This is a genomic window from Exiguobacterium aestuarii, assembly GCF_020171655.1.
GTDB lineage: Bacteria > Bacillota > Bacilli > Exiguobacteriales > Exiguobacteriaceae > Exiguobacterium > Exiguobacterium aestuarii_A.
This window is the reverse complement of record NZ_JAIVAC010000001.1, coordinates 585,985-602,830: the sequence shown is the minus strand read 5'-3', so window position 1 is coordinate 602,830 and position 16,846 is coordinate 585,985. Positions and strand designations below refer to the sequence as shown.

General features: G+C 46.1%; 18 protein-coding genes. 3 read left to right on the top strand and 15 right to left on the bottom strand.

The features are described from left to right. Positions 1–27: 27 nt before the first annotated feature. On the top strand, positions 28–1,566 hold the full coding sequence (locus LCM29_RS03115; RefSeq protein WP_224860762.1) for an FAD-dependent monooxygenase: 1,539 nt from the start codon (positions 28–30) through the stop codon (positions 1,564–1,566). A gap of 50 nt (positions 1,567–1,616) precedes the next feature. Here LCM29_RS03115 and LCM29_RS03110 read toward each other — a convergent pair whose 3' ends face one another. Beyond that, on the bottom strand, positions 1,617–1,868 hold the full coding sequence (locus LCM29_RS03110; RefSeq protein WP_214691944.1) for a hypothetical protein: 252 nt from the start codon (positions 1,866–1,868) through the stop codon (positions 1,617–1,619). A 95-nt stretch (positions 1,869–1,963) separates the two neighbouring features. On the opposite strand from LCM29_RS03110, the gene LCM29_RS03105 reads away from it, so the two are divergent. Then, positions 1,964–2,251 (top strand): hypothetical protein, encoded by a 288-nt coding sequence (locus LCM29_RS03105; RefSeq protein ID WP_224860760.1) that lies wholly within the window; start codon positions 1,964–1,966, stop codon positions 2,249–2,251. A gap of 33 nt (positions 2,252–2,284) precedes the next feature. Here LCM29_RS03105 and LCM29_RS03100 read toward each other — a convergent pair whose 3' ends face one another. The 8 genes from LCM29_RS03100 to recU all read right to left on the bottom strand — a co-directional run bounded on the left by LCM29_RS03100 (position 2,285) and on the right by recU (position 11,043). Continuing rightward, positions 2,285–2,860 (bottom strand): NERD domain-containing protein, encoded by a 576-nt coding sequence (locus tag LCM29_RS03100; protein WP_214783608.1) that lies wholly within the window; start codon positions 2,858–2,860, stop codon positions 2,285–2,287. A gap of 19 nt (positions 2,861–2,879) precedes the next feature. Continuing rightward, positions 2,880–3,176 carry a cell division regulator GpsB gene (gene gpsB / locus LCM29_RS03095; RefSeq protein ID WP_214691933.1) on the bottom strand — a complete coding sequence of 99 codons (297 nt, stop codon included), beginning with the start codon at positions 3,174–3,176 and terminating at the stop codon, positions 2,880–2,882. Positions 3,177–3,180: 4 nt separating this feature from the next. After that, positions 3,181–3,726 (bottom strand): DUF1273 domain-containing protein, encoded by a 546-nt coding sequence (locus tag LCM29_RS03090; protein WP_214691931.1) that lies wholly within the window; start codon positions 3,724–3,726, stop codon positions 3,181–3,183. After that, positions 3,723–4,886, bottom strand: a complete 1,164-nt coding sequence (locus LCM29_RS03085) for a ribonuclease H-like domain-containing protein (protein WP_224860758.1) — start codon at positions 4,884–4,886, stop codon at positions 3,723–3,725. The genes LCM29_RS03090 and LCM29_RS03085 overlap by 4 nt, the downstream gene beginning before the upstream one ends. Next, complete coding sequence (locus LCM29_RS03080) at positions 4,883–7,132, bottom strand: DEAD/DEAH box helicase (RefSeq protein ID WP_224860756.1); 2,250 nt, start codon at positions 7,130–7,132, stop codon at positions 4,883–4,885. Before LCM29_RS03080 ends, LCM29_RS03085 begins: the two co-directional genes overlap by 4 nt. A 16-nt stretch (positions 7,133–7,148) precedes the next feature. Then, a complete protein-coding gene (locus LCM29_RS03075) occupies positions 7,149–7,709 on the bottom strand; it encodes a hypothetical protein (protein ID WP_214691926.1) in 561 nt (186 codons plus the stop codon). 80 nt (positions 7,710–7,789) lie between these two features. After that, positions 7,790–10,396 (bottom strand): transglycosylase domain-containing protein, encoded by a 2,607-nt coding sequence (locus tag LCM29_RS03070; protein WP_224860754.1) that lies wholly within the window; start codon positions 10,394–10,396, stop codon positions 7,790–7,792. Positions 10,397–10,416: 20 nt separating this feature from the next. Then, on the bottom strand, positions 10,417–11,043 hold the full coding sequence (recU, locus tag LCM29_RS03065; RefSeq protein WP_214783619.1) for a Holliday junction resolvase RecU: 627 nt from the start codon (positions 11,041–11,043) through the stop codon (positions 10,417–10,419). Between the two features lie 357 nt (positions 11,044–11,400). On the opposite strand from recU, the gene LCM29_RS03060 reads away from it, so the two are divergent. Then, on the top strand, positions 11,401–12,252 hold the full coding sequence (locus LCM29_RS03060; protein WP_198930015.1) for a DUF3800 domain-containing protein: 852 nt from the start codon (positions 11,401–11,403) through the stop codon (positions 12,250–12,252). A gap of 38 nt (positions 12,253–12,290) precedes the next feature. On the opposite strand, the gene nth is transcribed toward LCM29_RS03060, so the two are convergent. From nth to LCM29_RS03030, 6 genes are all read right to left on the bottom strand, one after another. Further along, positions 12,291–12,950: an endonuclease III gene (gene nth, locus LCM29_RS03055; protein ID WP_214691920.1), complete on the bottom strand. Its 660-nt coding sequence runs from the start codon at positions 12,948–12,950 to the stop codon at positions 12,291–12,293. Beyond that, positions 12,950–13,534 carry a DnaD domain-containing protein gene (locus tag LCM29_RS03050; protein WP_074034606.1) on the bottom strand — a complete coding sequence of 195 codons (585 nt, stop codon included), beginning with the start codon at positions 13,532–13,534 and terminating at the stop codon, positions 12,950–12,952. The genes nth and LCM29_RS03050 overlap by 1 nt, the downstream gene beginning before the upstream one ends. Before the next feature lie 62 nt (positions 13,535–13,596). Continuing rightward, positions 13,597–14,898 (bottom strand): asparagine--tRNA ligase, encoded by a 1,302-nt coding sequence (asnS, locus tag LCM29_RS03045; RefSeq protein ID WP_224860752.1) that lies wholly within the window; start codon positions 14,896–14,898, stop codon positions 13,597–13,599. Between the two features lie 20 nt (positions 14,899–14,918). Then, entirely contained in the window at positions 14,919–16,106 is a 1,188-nt protein-coding gene (locus tag LCM29_RS03040; protein WP_224860750.1) for a pyridoxal phosphate-dependent aminotransferase, read from the bottom strand. 20 nt (positions 16,107–16,126) lie between these two features. Continuing rightward, positions 16,127–16,612, bottom strand: coding sequence for a hypothetical protein (locus LCM29_RS03035; protein ID WP_224860748.1), 486 nt, complete (start codon positions 16,610–16,612; stop codon positions 16,127–16,129). Beyond that, on the bottom strand, positions 16,609–16,794 hold the full coding sequence (locus LCM29_RS03030) for a YpmA family protein (protein WP_015881492.1): 186 nt from the start codon (positions 16,792–16,794) through the stop codon (positions 16,609–16,611). The genes LCM29_RS03035 and LCM29_RS03030 overlap by 4 nt, the downstream gene beginning before the upstream one ends. Between the last annotated feature and the right edge of the window lie 52 nt (positions 16,795–16,846).

Sequence of the window (16,846 nt, the reverse complement as noted above, 5' to 3'; positions counted from 1 at the left end):
CATTATTAATGATAGGAGTTGATCACTTTGGACGAACAAGTGGATGTACTAATCGTTGGAGCCGGACCAACCGGCCTAACACTCGGCCTCACCTTAGCCAGATATGGCGTATCATTTCAAATCATCGATCGAAAAACGACCCCGTCGGATAATTCTCGAGCCATCGGAATCCAACCGCGTACAATCGAAGTGTTTTCTCGTTTGGATGTTGCACAAGAAGTGCTCGAACGGGCACGGACGATTGAGCGAGGGAATCTCTACTTCTCAGGTCAATGGACGGCAAAGCTCGAGTTCTCAAAACTTGTCACCCCTTATCCGTTCGTGACACTACTTCGTCAAAATGAAACAGAAGAAATTCTAGAACAGGCCTTAAAAAAACATGGTCACTCGGTGAAGCGTGGAGAATCACTCTCTTCCATTACTCAATATCCATCGCGTACAATCGCTCATTTGACTGCTGAAGGCGGAACTCATCGTTCGGTCGAAGCGAAGTATGTCGTTGCTGCTGATGGCGCCAATAGTTCGATTCGTCGAATGCTCGCCCTCCCATTCAGTGGAAAGTCGTTCAAAGAGGCGTGGGTATTGGCAGATTTGAAAGCCGATTGGCCGATTTCTCGCGAAGAGGTTCACATTTTCTTCTCGGACCAAGGGGTGCTCGAAGTATTTCCACTCACGGATGAAACGATTCGAATCACAGGAAACCTACGGACCGATGAGTCGTTTGTCGAATCAGACCTCCAACAATTCGTGGAGCAACGTAGTCATATGCCCGTTCACATACACAATGTCGAATGGTTCTCGCTCTTTCGGGTTCATAACCGGATGGTCGATACGTTCATCCATAATCGCGTCATTCTAATGGGTGATGCCGCCCATATCAACTCACCGGTCGGGGGGCAAGGAATGAATACCGGGATTGCGGATGCATTCAACTTGGGCTGGAAACTATGGCTCCATTTGAAGACGGGGGCACCGCATCAAGTCGTCTCGACGTATCGGAATGAGCGTGAACATGTTGCCAGAAATGTACTACAGACGACAAATGTCGCGACTGTGATGCTTCAGACGACGTTGCCGATGCTATTACCGTTTCAAGCGATTGGGGCAGATGTCTTCACTCGCGTCAATCTCGTCAATCAAAAAATCACGGAACGGATCTCTCAACTTCATCTATCCTATCCAAAAACGCTACGCATGCCGTTTCGCCGCGTCGCAGAAGGGAAGATATTCCCAGAGACGGAAATTTTACGAACAGATGATGGATTCCGGACGAAGATTTCAGAGATTGCCGACGGTCGCTTCCAAGTACTCGTTTTCGACGATGGCAAACGTGATTTGACGTCAATCTATGAGTACTTAAATCAGCATCATCCGTTCATTCAGACCATCACCTTGTCGAAGACGAGTCGTCCATTTTTCGACCAAGGGAATGAACTCGCCAAGTCCCTGTTTATGAAACGTGGTATTTTAGTCATTCGTCCGGACGGTTATTTATTGCACAAGCAACATCACGTCCGTCTAAAACCGCTGCAAGAGAAGTTGGCCGTCTGGCTTCCATCATCTTAAAAGTTTATAAATGGAGAGCCTCACCTAATTGGTGAAGCTCTCCATGTCATTTACTCTTCAACATTTACATACAGAATACCTGGTTTTGAGAGCGTCAAGTCATAGAATGCTTCGAACGCTTCGATATCTTCTAGCTTGCGAAAATCAATCTTGTCAGTCTCCTCATTTGGGATGGCAACGATAATCCCTTCCTCTGTCGACTTGATCATGCCCGTTTGCCCATTGTGAATGCGAATATAGAGTACTTGCTGATCTTCAAGAAGCGAAATGGCCTCTCGTCTTGATTGAATCGGTTTTTTCATATAATCCCCTCTTTTCCATTTTAGTATAACGTTCAGTTCGTATTGCTTTCAACTCGCCACCCTATTAAACTTGTGTAAAGAAGGGGTTGAATGCGTTGGAAACATTATTCATCATTGTACTTGCCATCTTGTTCGTCATTTTAGTGACGATTCGGACGATTCGGAACTTAAAATGGATTCGCTTCGGTGAAGCGTTCGGGAAACAAGGGGAAGAACTTCTAGGTGACTATCATTACCTGACAGAACAGGGACTCACCTGTCGCATCGAGCAAGGACTTCCGACCGGAAAGTTATTAAAGCCGCTCGCGAAAAACTTAGACGACCGTGTCGCACTATTCGTTCATCGAGATGATGCGGCAAAGGCAAGAGAACTCTTGAAATAAGAAGAAGGCCAAATACAATATTTGGCCTTCTTCTTATTTATGTACTTGTCGTTCAGAGCAATAGTAGGCAATTTGTTTAACGAGCGGTTCTGTCAACGTCTCAAGATTTGTTTTGCTGATGACCTGATTGACGAATGCGAAAGAATCCCCACAATTGGCCTTGACCCGCTTAAGCTTCAACTGTTCCGTCTCCGGGAAAATCAAGAATGAATAGACAGGAATCGCTTGCCCACATTCCTTTTTCAACCGTGTCCGTACTTGTTTCGTCATTCGCTCTAGCTCTGTGAGAGGATGTGGGTAGATATGCTTCCATCCCATAGATGTTTCCGTTCGACACTCGCGGTTCGTCAAATGGACAGGGGCTGGAGTTCGATTTAATTGAATCAAGAATACACCTTTCGGTCCGACGAGCACGTAATGAACGAGATCCTCGCCAAATTCGACTTGTTCAATCATCATCCAATCAAATCGACAGGTGTGCCTGATGTTTTCGACGAGACGATCTGTATAGCTTGTCGGTGCTTTCATCACTTCTTCTTTCGTTCGAAACAGCTTTCTTGATTGTTGTTTAACGGGTTGTTTTTCCGTAGCCGTTAACACTTGCAACATTCACTCCACCCCCTATTCCTTATTCGCTTGGTCCCACTTGCTTTCCGAAGACTGCTTTTTCAAGATTTGAAATGCGACGTAACATATCATAGTTCGACGCAACAGGTTGCGCTGGTTTTGTAGGTTCTGCCACTGGTGCCGATTCGCGACGCAATGAATCATTTTCTTTCTGAAGCCGTTCGATTTCTTTCGCCATCTTTTCATAATCGCGGATGACGACATCTAAAAATTGATCGACTTCTTCTTGCGAGTAGCCTCGTAATGCCGTTTTAAATTCTTGTTTATAAATTGCCTCTGCCGTTAGTTCGGTTTGCATCGTATCACTCCCATTGTTGTTCCCATTGTTTTTCTTCCTCAATGACACGCAAATCTTCCTGTGTGATGAGAAAGACCTCCATATTCGGCTTTCGCCGAGCCCCTTCGACTAGAAAACGGGGGCTTCCCTCCGTTTCTTCGTCATACAAGGTAATCAATCCTTCTGCTTTATCTAAAAAGAATGCAGTTTTTGCGCGTAATTGACTCGGATCCTCATATGGACGTTGCGTCAACGGTTCAAAGAAATCTGCTTCGAGTTGAAGTTGAACAAACAATTCTTGTTCGAACGGTTTATAGCGTTCGTCCATATTTAAGAACGGAGGAAATACCGCAATTTTAATCGGATATGTTTCTCTTAACTCTAACAATACTTGTCCGGCCCATAATTCACAACCGTTCGTTCCACTAAAGATGAACCATTCAGCGCCTAATTCAATGACTTCAAGGATTTTTTTGCGGTAAGCTTCTTGAATGATGTCGATCCCCGGATGATCCGCTTTGAAAATCCCAAGTTCATGGGGACGATATCCTGTGACGGCTACAACTTTCATGATCGCTTCCTTTCTAGACGGGCAAGCCGATGTTCGAGCTCGGCCTTCTCGCGATTAACGGTTTGACGTAAAACGGTGCGCTTTTGCTCGAGCAGTTCGATGGCTCGTTCCGTGTAATCAATCGCGAGTGCCACGTCCTTCTGTTTATGCTCTGCGTACTTGGCGAGCTCCACATACCCTTCAATCGTATGCAACGATTCAAAGAGCGGAATTGCTTGCTCCATACGACCTGTTCGTTTCAATAAGAGCGCTTGCCGCATGATGGCTCGTTTCGAAGGGTCAGACAGCTGTTCGAATTCTTTAAGTGCCTGCTCCTGCTCCCCTAGGTCATGCAACCAATGCGCACGCTCTTCTCCGAAATCGGTCTCAGGAGTCATGACGAGTTGACTGAGTCGCGTGTAAAGAGAGACGAGGCTCAAACAATCCGCATGATGGTGCTCAAGGACCGGCATGAGAATCTCAGGGTTGCGCTCTTTGACGTACTGAAAATAATGCATCGGAGCTAAAAATCCAGGTAGATCGTCCGTTCGTCCGTGACCGAAATACGTTTCGACCGCTTTGAGCGACACCGATTCTAATCGCGGTTTTAACAATCGTCTTGCCGCATGTAGTAAATCGACATGACCGACGGAAGGTAATGCTTTTACCCGTGATTTGACAAACGTATGTCTCGTTTTGATTTGTGGCCAGTCAAAAGATTTTCCATTATAGGTGACGAACCGTACCTCATCCCCGATGTCCTGTAGAAAATGATAGTAAAAAGCAGTCTCAAAGGCAGGATGAGGCAAGACATACTGAATCATTTCAAGCTGTTCCGCACGAATCCGTGCAAATCCGATCAAGAAAATCGACGTCCCGGACCCACGTAATCCGGTCGTCTCTGTATCCATAAACAAGACTTGATCCGGTTTTAAGTCGACCGCGAAAAACGGATGTTCCGTTTTCTGCATCATTCGTCTGGCGTCTCCGAACGCATAGTCGTGATAAATTTCATCAAGCGGATAGGTGTTTCGGATTCGTACACACCATTCTCCTTCGAACGTTAAAATTTCCCCACCTTGTTCAGTCCATTTCTGTTGTTCCACTTCATCAGGTGAGGTAACGCGCGGGCGTTCGACAGGTTCTTTCGTTTTAATCAATCTTGATAATTTTGCTTTCATAACGATCCTTTCAAAGCTTGTAACTGACGGATGACTTGATGCTTGAAGTCTCCATATCCAATCATACCGACACAGCGAGGGCATCCACTCTCACAAGGACAATCCGATACCGTCCGCTCTGCTGCCTCGAGCACCATGTCTGCATCTTTATAGAGCGCCTCACTGAGACCGATGCCACCAGGATAACGGTCATATAAATAAACGGTCGGTTTATTCGTATGAGTCGACTTCATTTGAATGGTTGTAAATAAATCGAGCGTATCACACATGAGATAGAGCGGTGCAAGCCGTCTGAATAAGTCACTGACCGCTTCGAGTTGATCTTCAAGATCTGCCTCCGAATAAGCAAAGCGTTCATCTAGTGTGAACCATGTCGCCGTCGTATGCAGTTCTCGCTCCGGAAGATGAATCGGCCCTGATCCAATATTCTCATGCGTCCCGAATTTGATTTTTTTAAAGAGCGTGGCCATCGCAATGACCGACACTTCACCAAACGTTTTTGCACCATCCGTCTTGTTCTCTTCGAGCACTTTTAGTTCTACTGCCAGATTCGCATCCGTATAGTAGTCGACATCGACGCGACGGACGAACGCCTTCTTCTCTTCAAAGTCTAATTTTTCGACTTGATACTGTTCAGCTCCGTGTAAATAAATAGCTTCATCATGTAACAAGGTCATCGCGCTGAACGTGTCCATTTCACCGATTACTTGATGCTTCGCGGTTTGGTCGACAATGACGACATTCTCTTGGTCGCTCGTTCGAAGGGAGATATCGTGCGCCGGGAATGAATCGGTCATCCAATAGTATTTATTCGCTCGTTCGTGTAGCACTTGTGCGTCTGTCAGGAAATCTAAAATATCCTCCGTGTCGACCGTTCCGAAGCGCTCTCCTTTTTGAAACGGTAGTTCAAATGCGGCACACTTCATGTGGTCGACTAAAATGATCAAGTTGTTCGGGTCAAGACGAGCCGCTTCCGGCGAACGGTCTAAAATCATATCAGGTTGTTCGACGACAAGCTGGTCAAGCGAGGAAGACGATGCAACGAATACGACGAGCGATTCCGAGTGACGTCTACCGGCACGACCCGCTTGTTGCCAGAGTGAGGCGACGGTTCCAGGATAGCCATTGAGGACACATGCTTGCAATTGACCGATATCCACACCGAGTTCTAACGCGTTCGTCGATACGACTGCTTTGATTTCGCCATTTCGTAAGCGCCGTTCAATCTCACGTCGTTCAGAAGGAAGATAACCGCCTCGGTACCCGACGATTGACTTTGGTCCGAGTTCTCGTCGTGTCAGTTCTTGTAAATACGTCAGAAGCACCTCGACTCGGACACGTGAACGTGCGAAGACGATGGTCTGGATGTTCGCTTCAACAAGCTTCGACGCGATTCGTTTCGTCTCAAGCGTTGCACTTCTTCGGATTCCGAGCGCCTCATTGACGACAGGAGGATTGTAGAAGACGAGGTGTTTCTTCCCTTGTGGCGCCCCGTTTCGGTCAATCAATACGACTTCTTCTTCCGTCAATAATTCGGCGAGTTCTCGCGGGTTTGCAATCGTCGCAGAAGTCATAATCCATTTTGGGTGACTCCCATAATAGGCACAAATTCGTTTCAATCGGCGAAATACGTTGGCCACATGACTGCCAAACACGCCACGATACGTGTGCAACTCATCGACGACGATGTATTCTAAGTTTTCAAATAGACGAATCCATTTCGTATGGTGCGGTAAAATACCGGAATGTAACATATCCGGATTGGTGATGACGATATTCCCCGCATCCCTGACTTTCGTTCGGGCAGCGGGAGACGTATCCCCATCATACGTGAAGCATCGAAAATTCCCTTCAAGTGCCTCGACCATCTCCATCAAGTCACTATTTTGGTCCTGGGCGAGCGCTTTTGTCGGGTATAGATAAAGTGCACGTGCTGTCGGTTTTTCAATCATTTTTGAAAGTACCGGTAAGTTATAACACAATGTTTTCCCTGATGCGGTAGGGGTCACAATGACGGTCGAATGACCGGCAGCCGTTTGTTTCACAGCCTCAGCTTGGTGCGTATACAGTTGCTCAATTCCCCGATTTTTCAATACGTTCGTCAACTGTTCCGGTACTTGCTCTGGAATGGGTGCATATTGTGCCGGACGTGCATCGACTGTATGCCAATGACGAACGTTTTTGGCAAAGCTATGGTCTTCTTTTAATTCTTGAATCATCTCTTCGACGGAGCGTGATTTTCGCATCAGTTCACCTTCTTTTTTATGAGTTCGAAGGTGCAAGTTCGACTACGGTTTGTCGGATCGATTGAATCCGTTCATCTCGTATCATTCTCGATACAGCGGGCATTTTTAAAATGGTCATGTGTTGAAACGTATCAGCCACATGTGCATTCTCTTCTTCGAGGCGGATGAGCGCGTCTGAAAATAGACGTTGTGTCGATCGACCGAATAAGACAATGGTATGTAGCTTCGTACATTTCGAATGAACCGCTAATAGATGTTTGGCGTAGCGTTGCACCGTTTTATAATAATCTTCGTCTGTCGATAACTGTTGACGGTTGCCACGAAGTAAGTCTGGATAGTAGGATTCCTCACCCGTGAACATCGTTTCGACTCCGATTCGTTTTAAGTAAGAATGTCCAATTGCTTCAGCGACGGTTTGGTCTTGGATGAGACGTCCGAGTGGAATCGACTCTTTTAATAACAAATGGGAAAGCTTTAATCCGAGATGTCCACTGAGCGGTACGCCGAAATCGTCGTCTTGCAGTCGATCCATAACAAATAACACTTTCATCTTTCGCTTTAAAGAGAGTTGAACCATGTGTCACCATCCTGTTCCCTTTCTTTCCATTATAACAAAGTCATACGAAAAACAGGGCGCACAATGTCGCCCTGCCTTCCTTAGTTATTTCCGTTATTCGAATTGCCGTTCCCACGTTCCGTGGCTGGCGATTCATTATTCGATTGACCTTCTAGCGGAGCACCTTCATCGTCTCCGTCAGTCGGTTGGTCTGTTCCTTCATTCGTTCCTTCATCGGTCGCTGGCTCATCAGGATTTTGTTCGTCAGTGGTATCTTCACCGTTTCCGTTACCATTGCCGTTATTGTTCCCGTTACCGTTACCGTTGTTCTCGTCCGATGGGTTGTCTTCGTTATTCTCTTCGTCAGAAGGACTTTCTTCTTCCTCATCCTTCGGTTCTTCTTTTGGTTCAATGGAGTAACTTGCTTGTGCCGGGGCAGATTGCTGTTCACCCGTCAATGGGTTTGTCGCCTTGGCGACGATGGTGAACGTTGTGTCCCCTTCAGCCAAGTTTGCGATATCGATACTCGTCTCTCCCGTCGTACCGACGACTTGTTCACCGCCTTCGGCTGACTGTTGCGTCACGGTGAATGAGATGTCTGAGTAGCCATCTGCTTGTGCACCATCAAAATCGTATGACCATGAGACAGAACCGGCTTGTGAATCTTCATCATAGTTGACGCTTGCGCCTGTTGGAGCAGTCAATTTCTCAGGTTGAAGATCTTTTGGCTTCGTCCCTTTGACATAAAGTTCATTCCCGAGTGACAAGACAGAGTCTGGACGTTGGAAGCGATCTGGTTGACCCGTCGCGTTCGTCACCTGTTGCATCATATACTCGAAATAGTATTGGGCGTAGTTCGGTTTATTATTACTTTCTTTATTAACTTTTCCTGTCCATACCGAAATCGAGTAATCGGTTGAATACCCTGTAAACCATTTATATTGTTCATCATTTGTTGTTCCAGTTTTACCAGCTACATCCCATGGGAATGCACCTGGTTCATACGTTCCACCTTCGGCACTTACAACATCACGCAACATGTCTGTCAACATGTAGGCTGTATAGTCTTCCATCGCCTGCTTCGCCTTGACTGGCGAATTGATGCTTGAACCGTCGTTAAATTCGATTTTTTGAATCAAGTGAGGTTTTGTATACATACCGTTCGCACCGAGCGCTGCATACGCTGCAGCCATTTGGGTTGTGCTCGCTTGTGCCGTACCCAAAGCATTTGATTCAAGCAGTTCATCGCCGCCCTTAGGATACTCTGGTTCAATTCCAACGTTCTTCACAAACGATTCGATGGCTTCTTGTCCATACTCATCTCGCACTTCTTGGAATGCTCGAACTGCCGGCGTGTTCGCTGAAATCTTCAAATATTGACGCATCGTGTTCATACCGCGATAACCGTCGTAGTAGTTCCTTGGTTTTCCTTCTGGAAATGCTGCATCAAGTAACATTTTTCCTGTTGACCATTGTCCATTTTCAATACCTGGTCCATAGTCAAAGAACGGTTTTGCCGTGGATCCAATCTGATATTTTTCATTTGAATAATCAATATAATATTTATCAGCTTGCTTCGCCTGTTGACTATCGATGATGGCAACAATTTCACCCGTCTTCGTATTCAGCACGGTTGCACCCATACGAAGTTCATCTGATGGAAAGGCACCATTAGGAATGTTTACATTATCAGACTTAATGTCACTATTAAACTTTGTGTGAAGTTCTTTATTGATTGACGTGTATACTTTCAAACCTGTGCCATAGATGTCTGATTGTTCAAGACCATAATCTTCTTCAAGCTCTGCTTGGACACGTGAATAAATCGCACGTGTGAACGCCTCTTCTTCCGTCTCTTCACCAGGTGAGATGACGTCAGCAATGGCAACATCAAGCGCTTCGTTATACTGTTCTTCCGAAATGTGACCGTCTCGCTTCATCGCAGACAAGACTTGTTCTTGGCGATAACGCGTCAACTCTTGGTCACCATTGATTGGATCGTATGCACTTGGACGTTGCGGAAGACCTGCAAGGATTGCCGCTTCTTGATAGTTGACCTCAGAGACCGGTTTGTTGAAGTAGCGCTTCGATGCGGTTTGTACACCGTATCCACCACTACCATAGTAGTTTTTATTTAAATACATCTCTAAAATCTGTTCTTTCGTATACTCACGTTCAAGTTTGAGCGCGAGCCACTGCTCTTGAAGCTTACGCTTCAACTTTTTGTCTGTTGAAAGAAACGACTGTTTCACTAACTGCTGTGTGATGGTTGACCCACCTTCTGCACCGAAACCGTCAGTCAAGTTGGCCACTACTGCGCCACCGATCCGACGTAAGTCGATTCCGTTGTGCTCGTAGAAACGACGGTCCTCAATCGAGACGACCGCTTGTTGCATCACTTCTGAAATATCGTCGATGGAGACGTATTCTCGAATTTGACCGGCTCCTTCGAGTGGTTCACCTTCAGCAGAGATTAGCTGAATCGGATACGTATCGACGAGTTTTTCTTCGTCAAGCTCTGGTGCCGTTGCAATCGCATATACGGTATATGCCCCGAACGCGATGACTGCTGCAATAAATAATAAGAAACCTAATAAAAAGATGCGTTTCCACATCGGTTTTTTACTTTTCGTCTTTGGTTGTTTCCCAGTTTTTTTGCGTTTATTCGTCGTCGAATCTTGTCGACGTGCGACCCTACTTCGCTCCATTCATGGTTCACTCCTTCTATTCAATCGAGCCATTGATCGAGCACCGCCAAATAGTCAATCGACGGCAAGGCTCTCGTCGGAACTTCAATCGCTTCCTCTTCGATAAAACGAAGTGGAATTGACTTGCGTCCCGTCAATCGTTGTTCCCACCACTGAACAAGTTGTTCCGTGGTCAATACATATTGCGTATTATAGCGACTAAAGCGGATGATGACAAAACAAATCCCTCCATGGCGTTCGCACTCGCGCATGTGTTCAATCTGGTGCTCGTGAAAGTTGCCGAGCGGAAACGACGTCTTATTATTCGTTTCTTTCGCTTCAAAGTCAATGTACTTGCCGCGATACACCCCATTATAGTCAGTCGTAGATGCCTGTTTGAAATAGGCTTCCGTCACCTTGGCTGCACTTCGTTTGGGGTAATCGACTTTGACGATTTGTAGCGGTGTCGGTTTCTTATGAATGACGGCTCGTTGATGGATTCGATAAAATTCATTCGTTTCATTCAACAATGTCTCCAAATTCATTCCGCGATTCGCATAGGTTGGAGAATTCGAGGGTTGTTTCGAAATTCCTTCCTCCTTTGGTGTCTTTGTCACTTTTGCTTTTTTACCGTTTGGATAATGGAACAATGTCGTCACCCCATACATACATATTAACAGGTCGGTCCACTCGTTCCTTCCGTCTCAGGTCTGATTGTCGACTTCTGTCGGTCGACACTTGTGTGGATTTACCGCAACACATATCGTACCAAACTCCCGTATGTTAAACTAGTATGTAAGCGATTGTGTATCCAAATTGAAAAGCTCTCGTCACGTAAGACTTGATTGTTTTTCTATGATAATAGCACCTCTTCTGTTTAACCAAGATTGTACATTGATAAACCTAATTGATGTCATTCTGAAAAAAAGTGTGCAATACCTGTGCAATTGATTGACCGAATCATCATTCGGAAATAAAATAGAATGCTTAAAGACGTTACTGTTAAGCCGTTTTGGAGGGATTGGATGGAAAGTGGAAAGAAGTATGTCATGTTCGTCGACGAAACAGGTACACCGAAAGGAAACACGCAGTTCAATTTGACTGGTGTTCTGATGGAGTACAAATATTCAATCGATGCGGATGAGACTGGAATGCCATGTGAATTGAAGCGACGTCTTCACGCGTTCAAGCGAGATGTTTTTAAAACCGAGCAAATCCCGCTTCATTTAAAAGAAATTTTAAAAGCCGAGCATCCTTATGGGAAAGAAGATGGCATCACGATCGACATGTTGCGTGATTTTTGGGACAAGCTACCTGATTTTTTGCGAGGAATCGATTGTACCATCGTCAGTGTTGAAGTCGATAAACAAAAACTACATGACTTTTATTCGACGCCAAAAGATCCGTATGTAGTCGCCTTCGCCCACTTGATGAAGTCGTTCTATGCGTTCTTAGAGGAAACAGAGGCGGTCAGTGCACGCGTCGTCCTCGAATCACGAGATGATTACCAGAACTTACTCATTCAAAAAGCATTTTTTGATATTTTCAACTCGGGCACGGTCCATCTCGATGTCGAAAAGAGTCGTCAAAAAATTAAAGGGTTCATCTTCTCTGAGAAACAGAACACGATGTATCAATCCGGTTTAGAAATCGCTGACCTCGTCTGTCTCCCACTTTCACGTGTCCGTCGAGGTGTGATCGAGGTAAAACCACGGTTCGTCCATTATGGGGACGAGAACCGAATCTTTAAAGCAATCAAGGACAAAATTTACATTCGTAAAGAAAGTCCAGACCAAGATTTCCGCAACTGGGGCTTCAAAAAGGTACCCATCACGAAAAAGCGTCGTGAGTGGAGCGACCATCCTTGGAATCATTAACACAAAAATGCATCGACACACATGTGCCGATGCATTTTTTATGTCGTGACTTTCGCGGATTTCATTCGTTTCTTTCCTTCCCGACACATATGAAGAAGCGGGCACGTCTCACAGGCAGGTCTCTGGGCTTTACAATGATAGCGTCCGAAGAAAATAAATTGATGATGGAGTTGTGACCACTCCTCTCGTGGGAACTTCTTCATCAACGTATCCTCGACTTGACGGACGTTATCTTTCCAGCGGCAAATGCCAAGACGCTTCGACACCCGCTCGACGTGGGTATCGACCGCAAAGGCCGGTTCATGGAACGCGACCGACAGGACGACGTTGGCCGTTTTACGACCGACACCTGGAAGGGCCTCAAGTGATGCCCGGTCCGACGGCACGATGCCGCCATGCTCGTTCACGATTTTTTCAGAGAGTGCCTTCACGTTCTTCGCTTTGTTCCGATACAATCCAATGCGTTTGATCAACGCCTCAATCTCCGAAACGTCTGCCGCAGCCATCGCTTCGACTGTCGGAAACGCTTCAAATAAGCCCGGTGTCACCTTGTTGACGAGGGCATCCGTCGCTTGGGCGGAGAGGGCCACGGCGACCACTAATTCGAATGGATTTTGATGCGTCAGTTCGCAATGCGCATCCGGGAACATTTGCCTCATCGTATCAGACACTTCTTGTAACTGGACTTTCGTCAACATCATTTATTCCTCCGTTGATATTCCACGACATCCTCAAGCGTCTCGACTTGATGGTCCTGCCAGACGCGTAAGATTTTATCCATGTATTTGAAGTTTCGAACATTCCGAAGTTTCGCTTCGCGTAACGCGGCCATAATTAGTTCTTCGCTGAAATTATCTTCCGTCATCCACCCGACGATTTGTTCAATTTCAAACGGAGTGATTGTGCCAAATTCTCGTTCGAACGTATGGATGATATTTTCATTCAGCGTCTGTTGCGGTGCGATTTTTTCTTCTCCTTGTAACGCCTCAAATAAGGGTAATAGACTATATCGCTCGCTATTCCCTGACGCGTCAATGGCAATCAATTCTTTTTGCAACAAGCCGAGTAACACAGAACGCGCCTCATTCTCAGAGACGTTCAACCGTTTCCCTAACTCGCTCGGGAGTGGCATGACGATGCCTTCCCCCGTCATTTCAAGAAGATGGACGATGAGACTGAATTCGACAGGCGATAAGTCGAGTCGTCTAGCGTCAGTGAACAGTTTGCGCGGAATAACGACCGGACTTTGCTCGAATAATTGAATCAATTGATGTGCATCCATGTCGCACTTCCTTTCTAAGACACATCAATCGGGGAGGACATGACGTCTTCCCCGATTAATCGTTAAGGGTGGATTCGGTTTAATAAACGTGGGAATGGAATGGCTTCACGGATATGCTCGATTCCACTAATCCATGCAACCGTACGCTCGAGTCCGAGTCCGAAACCAGAGTGTGGGACCGAACCGTATTGACGAAGCTCGAGATACCAGTCGTATGCATCTGTTTCATCAAGACCTTCTTTAATGATCTCCTCTTTTAGACGGTCGTAATCGTCTTCACGTTGAGACCCCCCGATGATTTCTCCATATCCTTCTGGTGCAATCAAGTCTGCGCAAAGAACGAGCTCAGGATTTTCAGGGTCCACTTTCATGTAGAACGGTTTAATTTCTTTTGGCCAGTGCGTGATGAAAACTGGCTGGTCGTGCGCGTTAGCAATCGCCGTCTCATGCGGTGCACCGAAATCGTCGCCGTATTCGATATCGTCGAATCCTTCTGATTTCAAGAATTTGATTGCCTCTTCGTAACGGACACGTGGGAAAGGTGCCTTCACTTGTGCCAACTTCTCAAGGTCACGTCCAAGGAATTCAAGTTCATCCTTACAGTTCTCAAGCGCTGATTGTGCGATATATGAGACGTATTGCTCTTGAATCTCAAGGTTCATGTCGTGATCGAAGAACGCCATCTCTGGCTCAATCATCCAGAACTCAATCAAGTGACGACGCGTTTTTGATTTCTCTGCACGGAAAGTTGGTCCGAACGAGAATACTTTACCGAGTGCCATTGCAGCGGCTTCCATATACAATTGGCCCGTCTGTGAGAGGTAAGCGGATTGACCGAAATAGTCTGTCTCGAACAACTCTGTCGTGCCCTCAGGTGCACTGCTCGTAAGGATTGGCGGATCGATTTTGACGAATCCTTCTTTATTAAAGAATTCATACGTCGCACGAATGATTTCGTTACGCACTTTCATAATCGCGTGTTGGCGACGTGAACGGAGCCATAAGTGACGGTTATCCATCAAGAATTCTGTTCCATGTTCTTTCGGTGTGATTGGGTAATCCACTGACTCTGCAATCACTTCTACATCTGTCACTTCTAATTCAAATCCGAGTGGTGTACGTCCACCATCCGACTTGACGTTACCTGTCACCCAGACAGAAGTCTCTTGTGTCACACCTTTAGCAAAAGTGAACAATTCTTCGGAGACGTCAGCCTTCACGACGACCGCTTGTGCAAATCCACTACCGTCACGTAGTTGAAGGAATGCAATTTTCCCGCTAGAACGTTTGTTGGCAATCCAAGCTCCGACGCGGACCGTCTGTCCTTCATAGTCTTTAAATTGGTTAATCGAAATTGTTGTCATATTCATTTCCATCCTTTCGCTTATCGAGTGCGCTTCGTAATGAAGTCTTCTACTCGATCGAGCGCTTCTAATACGCGTTTTAATTCTGTTGCATATGATAATCGTACGTAGTCTTCCTGTCCAAAACCAGAGCCTGGAACAAGTGCCACGTTTGCCTCTTCAAGTACTGCCTCGCACCAAGCATCGACTGTGTCGTATCCACTCTCAGTCGCGGCAACTTTCGCATTGGCATATAAGTAAAATGCACCTTGTGGCTTCAAGCAAGTGATTCCTGGAATTTGTTCGAGACGGTTGTAAACGATGTCGAGTCGCTCTTCAAACGACTGACGCATCATCTCTACATCATCCTGTGGTCCATTGTATGCCTCAACCGCTGCCGCCTGAGCGACAGATGTCGGGTTTGATGTCGAGTGGGAAGCTAAGTTTGTCATCGCGCTGATGATTGTCGCATCACCAACGGCATATCCGATACGCCACCCTGTCATCGCATGAGACTTTGAGACACCGTTGATGATGATCGTACGTTCACGCATGTTGGGTAATGTCGCAATCGATACGAATTCAGCGTCACCGTAAATCAACTTCTCATAAATTTCATCGCTCACGACGAGAAGATTATGTCGAAGAACGACATCAGCTAGTGCCTGTAGCTCTTCTTTCGTGTAAATCATTCCTGTCGGGTTTGAAGGACTGTTCAAAATGACTGCCTTCGTACGATCTGTAATTGCACGTTCGAGAAGTTCAGGTGTCAATTTGAAGGATGTGTCTTCATTTGTATCGACATATACAGGTACACCGTCAGCGAGTTTGATTTGTTCTGGATAACTGACCCAGTAAGGTGTCGGGACGATGACTTCGTCACCTTCATCTAAAATCGCTTGGAACAATGCGTAGAGCGCATGTTTTGCACCTGAAGCGACCATTACTTCATTGCGCCCAAACGTCAACTGGCTGTCTCGCTTCGTTTTTTCAATGATGGCGTCCTTCAACGCGACAGTACCGCCTGATGGTGTATATTTCGTATCGCCATCACGAGCCGCTTGACACGCAGCATCGATGATTCGTTCCGGTGTATTGAAATCAGGCTCACCTGCACCGAGTCCAATGACATCTTTGCCTGAAGCCTTAAGCGCCTTTGCTTTAGCTGTAATCGCTAATGTTGTCGACGGCGTGAGTTGTTTCACTCGTTTCGCTAATAGATGTTCCATCATTATCCCCCTCTAATTCGTCACATTTGATCGGTCAATTGGACGCGTCGAATAAACTCTCCAGTCTGTAACGTGTAATACGAATACGTATAAGATGCGTCTGCCTTTGTGACCACTTCGACGAGTGCTCTCTCGTCGAATCCGTACTTACAACTGATAAGTTGTCCGCCTGTATCTTCGACAGAACGAGCGCAGACGTCATTCGCATTCACTTCACCAATTTCACGTTGTTCAATCTCGAACTCGTCATCGAGTGGAACGAACCAAATCGAGTCTCCGTCCGCTTCCGGAAAAACGACGTATGCCTCTGTCCCATTGAACAGCTCTCCTTGCCCTACTTGAACGTCTGGCGATTCCTCGTTCAATCGAATCATCGCTTGCTCGATGAGTTGCTCTTTTTGATTTTCTGTGTGTCCAATCGTGAATCGATACATCACGCTAAAGACAAGGACGACACCGAGCAGTGCCGCCAGTAACGAGACGATCCATTTTGTTTTTCTGGTCATTCTGTACGATAGATGGTGAAGACCATCTCTTCCTTCTTCGGATCATTCACTTTCTTCTCAAGCGAAAGGCCGAACATCAAATCTTGACTTTTTAACGTCCGATTCAATAAATCGACAATCTTATAAACGTCCGCAGTCGGTTCGATGCGTACACTCGCAAGCGTCTCAATATTCGAATTCATGTTGACTCCTCCTCCAAAACCTATACGTATCATTATAAAACGATAACATCAT

Excerpts from the sequence above, each read along its gene's own strand:
- LCM29_RS03110 (WP_214691944.1), bottom strand. The coding sequence starts at position 1,868 with ATGAAAAAACCGATTCAATCAAGACGAGAGGCCATTTCGCTTCTTGAA.
- asnS (WP_224860752.1), bottom strand. The coding sequence starts at position 14,898 with ATGACAACAATTTCGATTAACCAATTTAAAGACTATGAAGGACAGACG.
- LCM29_RS03070 (WP_224860754.1), bottom strand. The coding sequence starts at position 10,396 with ATGGAGCGAAGTAGGGTCGCACGTCGACAAGATTCGACGACGAATAAA.
- LCM29_RS03050 (WP_074034606.1), bottom strand. The coding sequence starts at position 13,534 with ATGGATGCACATCAATTGATTCAATTATTCGAGCAAAGTCCGGTCGTT.
- LCM29_RS03035 (WP_224860748.1), bottom strand. The coding sequence starts at position 16,612 with ATGACCAGAAAAACAAAATGGATCGTCTCGTTACTGGCGGCACTGCTC.
- LCM29_RS03060 (WP_198930015.1), top strand. The coding sequence starts at position 11,401 with ATGGAAAGTGGAAAGAAGTATGTCATGTTCGTCGACGAAACAGGTACA.
- LCM29_RS03040 (WP_224860750.1), bottom strand. The coding sequence starts at position 16,106 with ATGGAACATCTATTAGCGAAACGAGTGAAACAACTCACGCCGTCGACA.
- LCM29_RS03075 (WP_214691926.1), bottom strand. The coding sequence starts at position 7,709 with ATGGTTCAACTCTCTTTAAAGCGAAAGATGAAAGTGTTATTTGTTATG.
- LCM29_RS03080 (WP_224860756.1), bottom strand. The coding sequence starts at position 7,132 with ATGCGAAAATCACGCTCCGTCGAAGAGATGATTCAAGAATTAAAAGAA.
- nth (WP_214691920.1), bottom strand. The coding sequence starts at position 12,950 with ATGTTGACGAAAGTCCAGTTACAAGAAGTGTCTGATACGATGAGGCAA.
- LCM29_RS03030 (WP_015881492.1), bottom strand. The coding sequence starts at position 16,794 with ATGAATTCGAATATTGAGACGCTTGCGAGTGTACGCATCGAACCGACT.
- LCM29_RS03100 (WP_214783608.1), bottom strand. The coding sequence starts at position 2,860 with ATGTTGCAAGTGTTAACGGCTACGGAAAAACAACCCGTTAAACAACAA.
- recU (WP_214783619.1), bottom strand. The coding sequence starts at position 11,043 with ATGTATGGGGTGACGACATTGTTCCATTATCCAAACGGTAAAAAAGCA.
- LCM29_RS03090 (WP_214691931.1), bottom strand. The coding sequence starts at position 3,726 with ATGAAAGTTGTAGCCGTCACAGGATATCGTCCCCATGAACTTGGGATT.
- LCM29_RS03085 (WP_224860758.1), bottom strand. The coding sequence starts at position 4,886 with ATGAAAGCAAAATTATCAAGATTGATTAAAACGAAAGAACCTGTCGAA.
- gpsB (WP_214691933.1), bottom strand. The coding sequence starts at position 3,176 with ATGCAAACCGAACTAACGGCAGAGGCAATTTATAAACAAGAATTTAAA.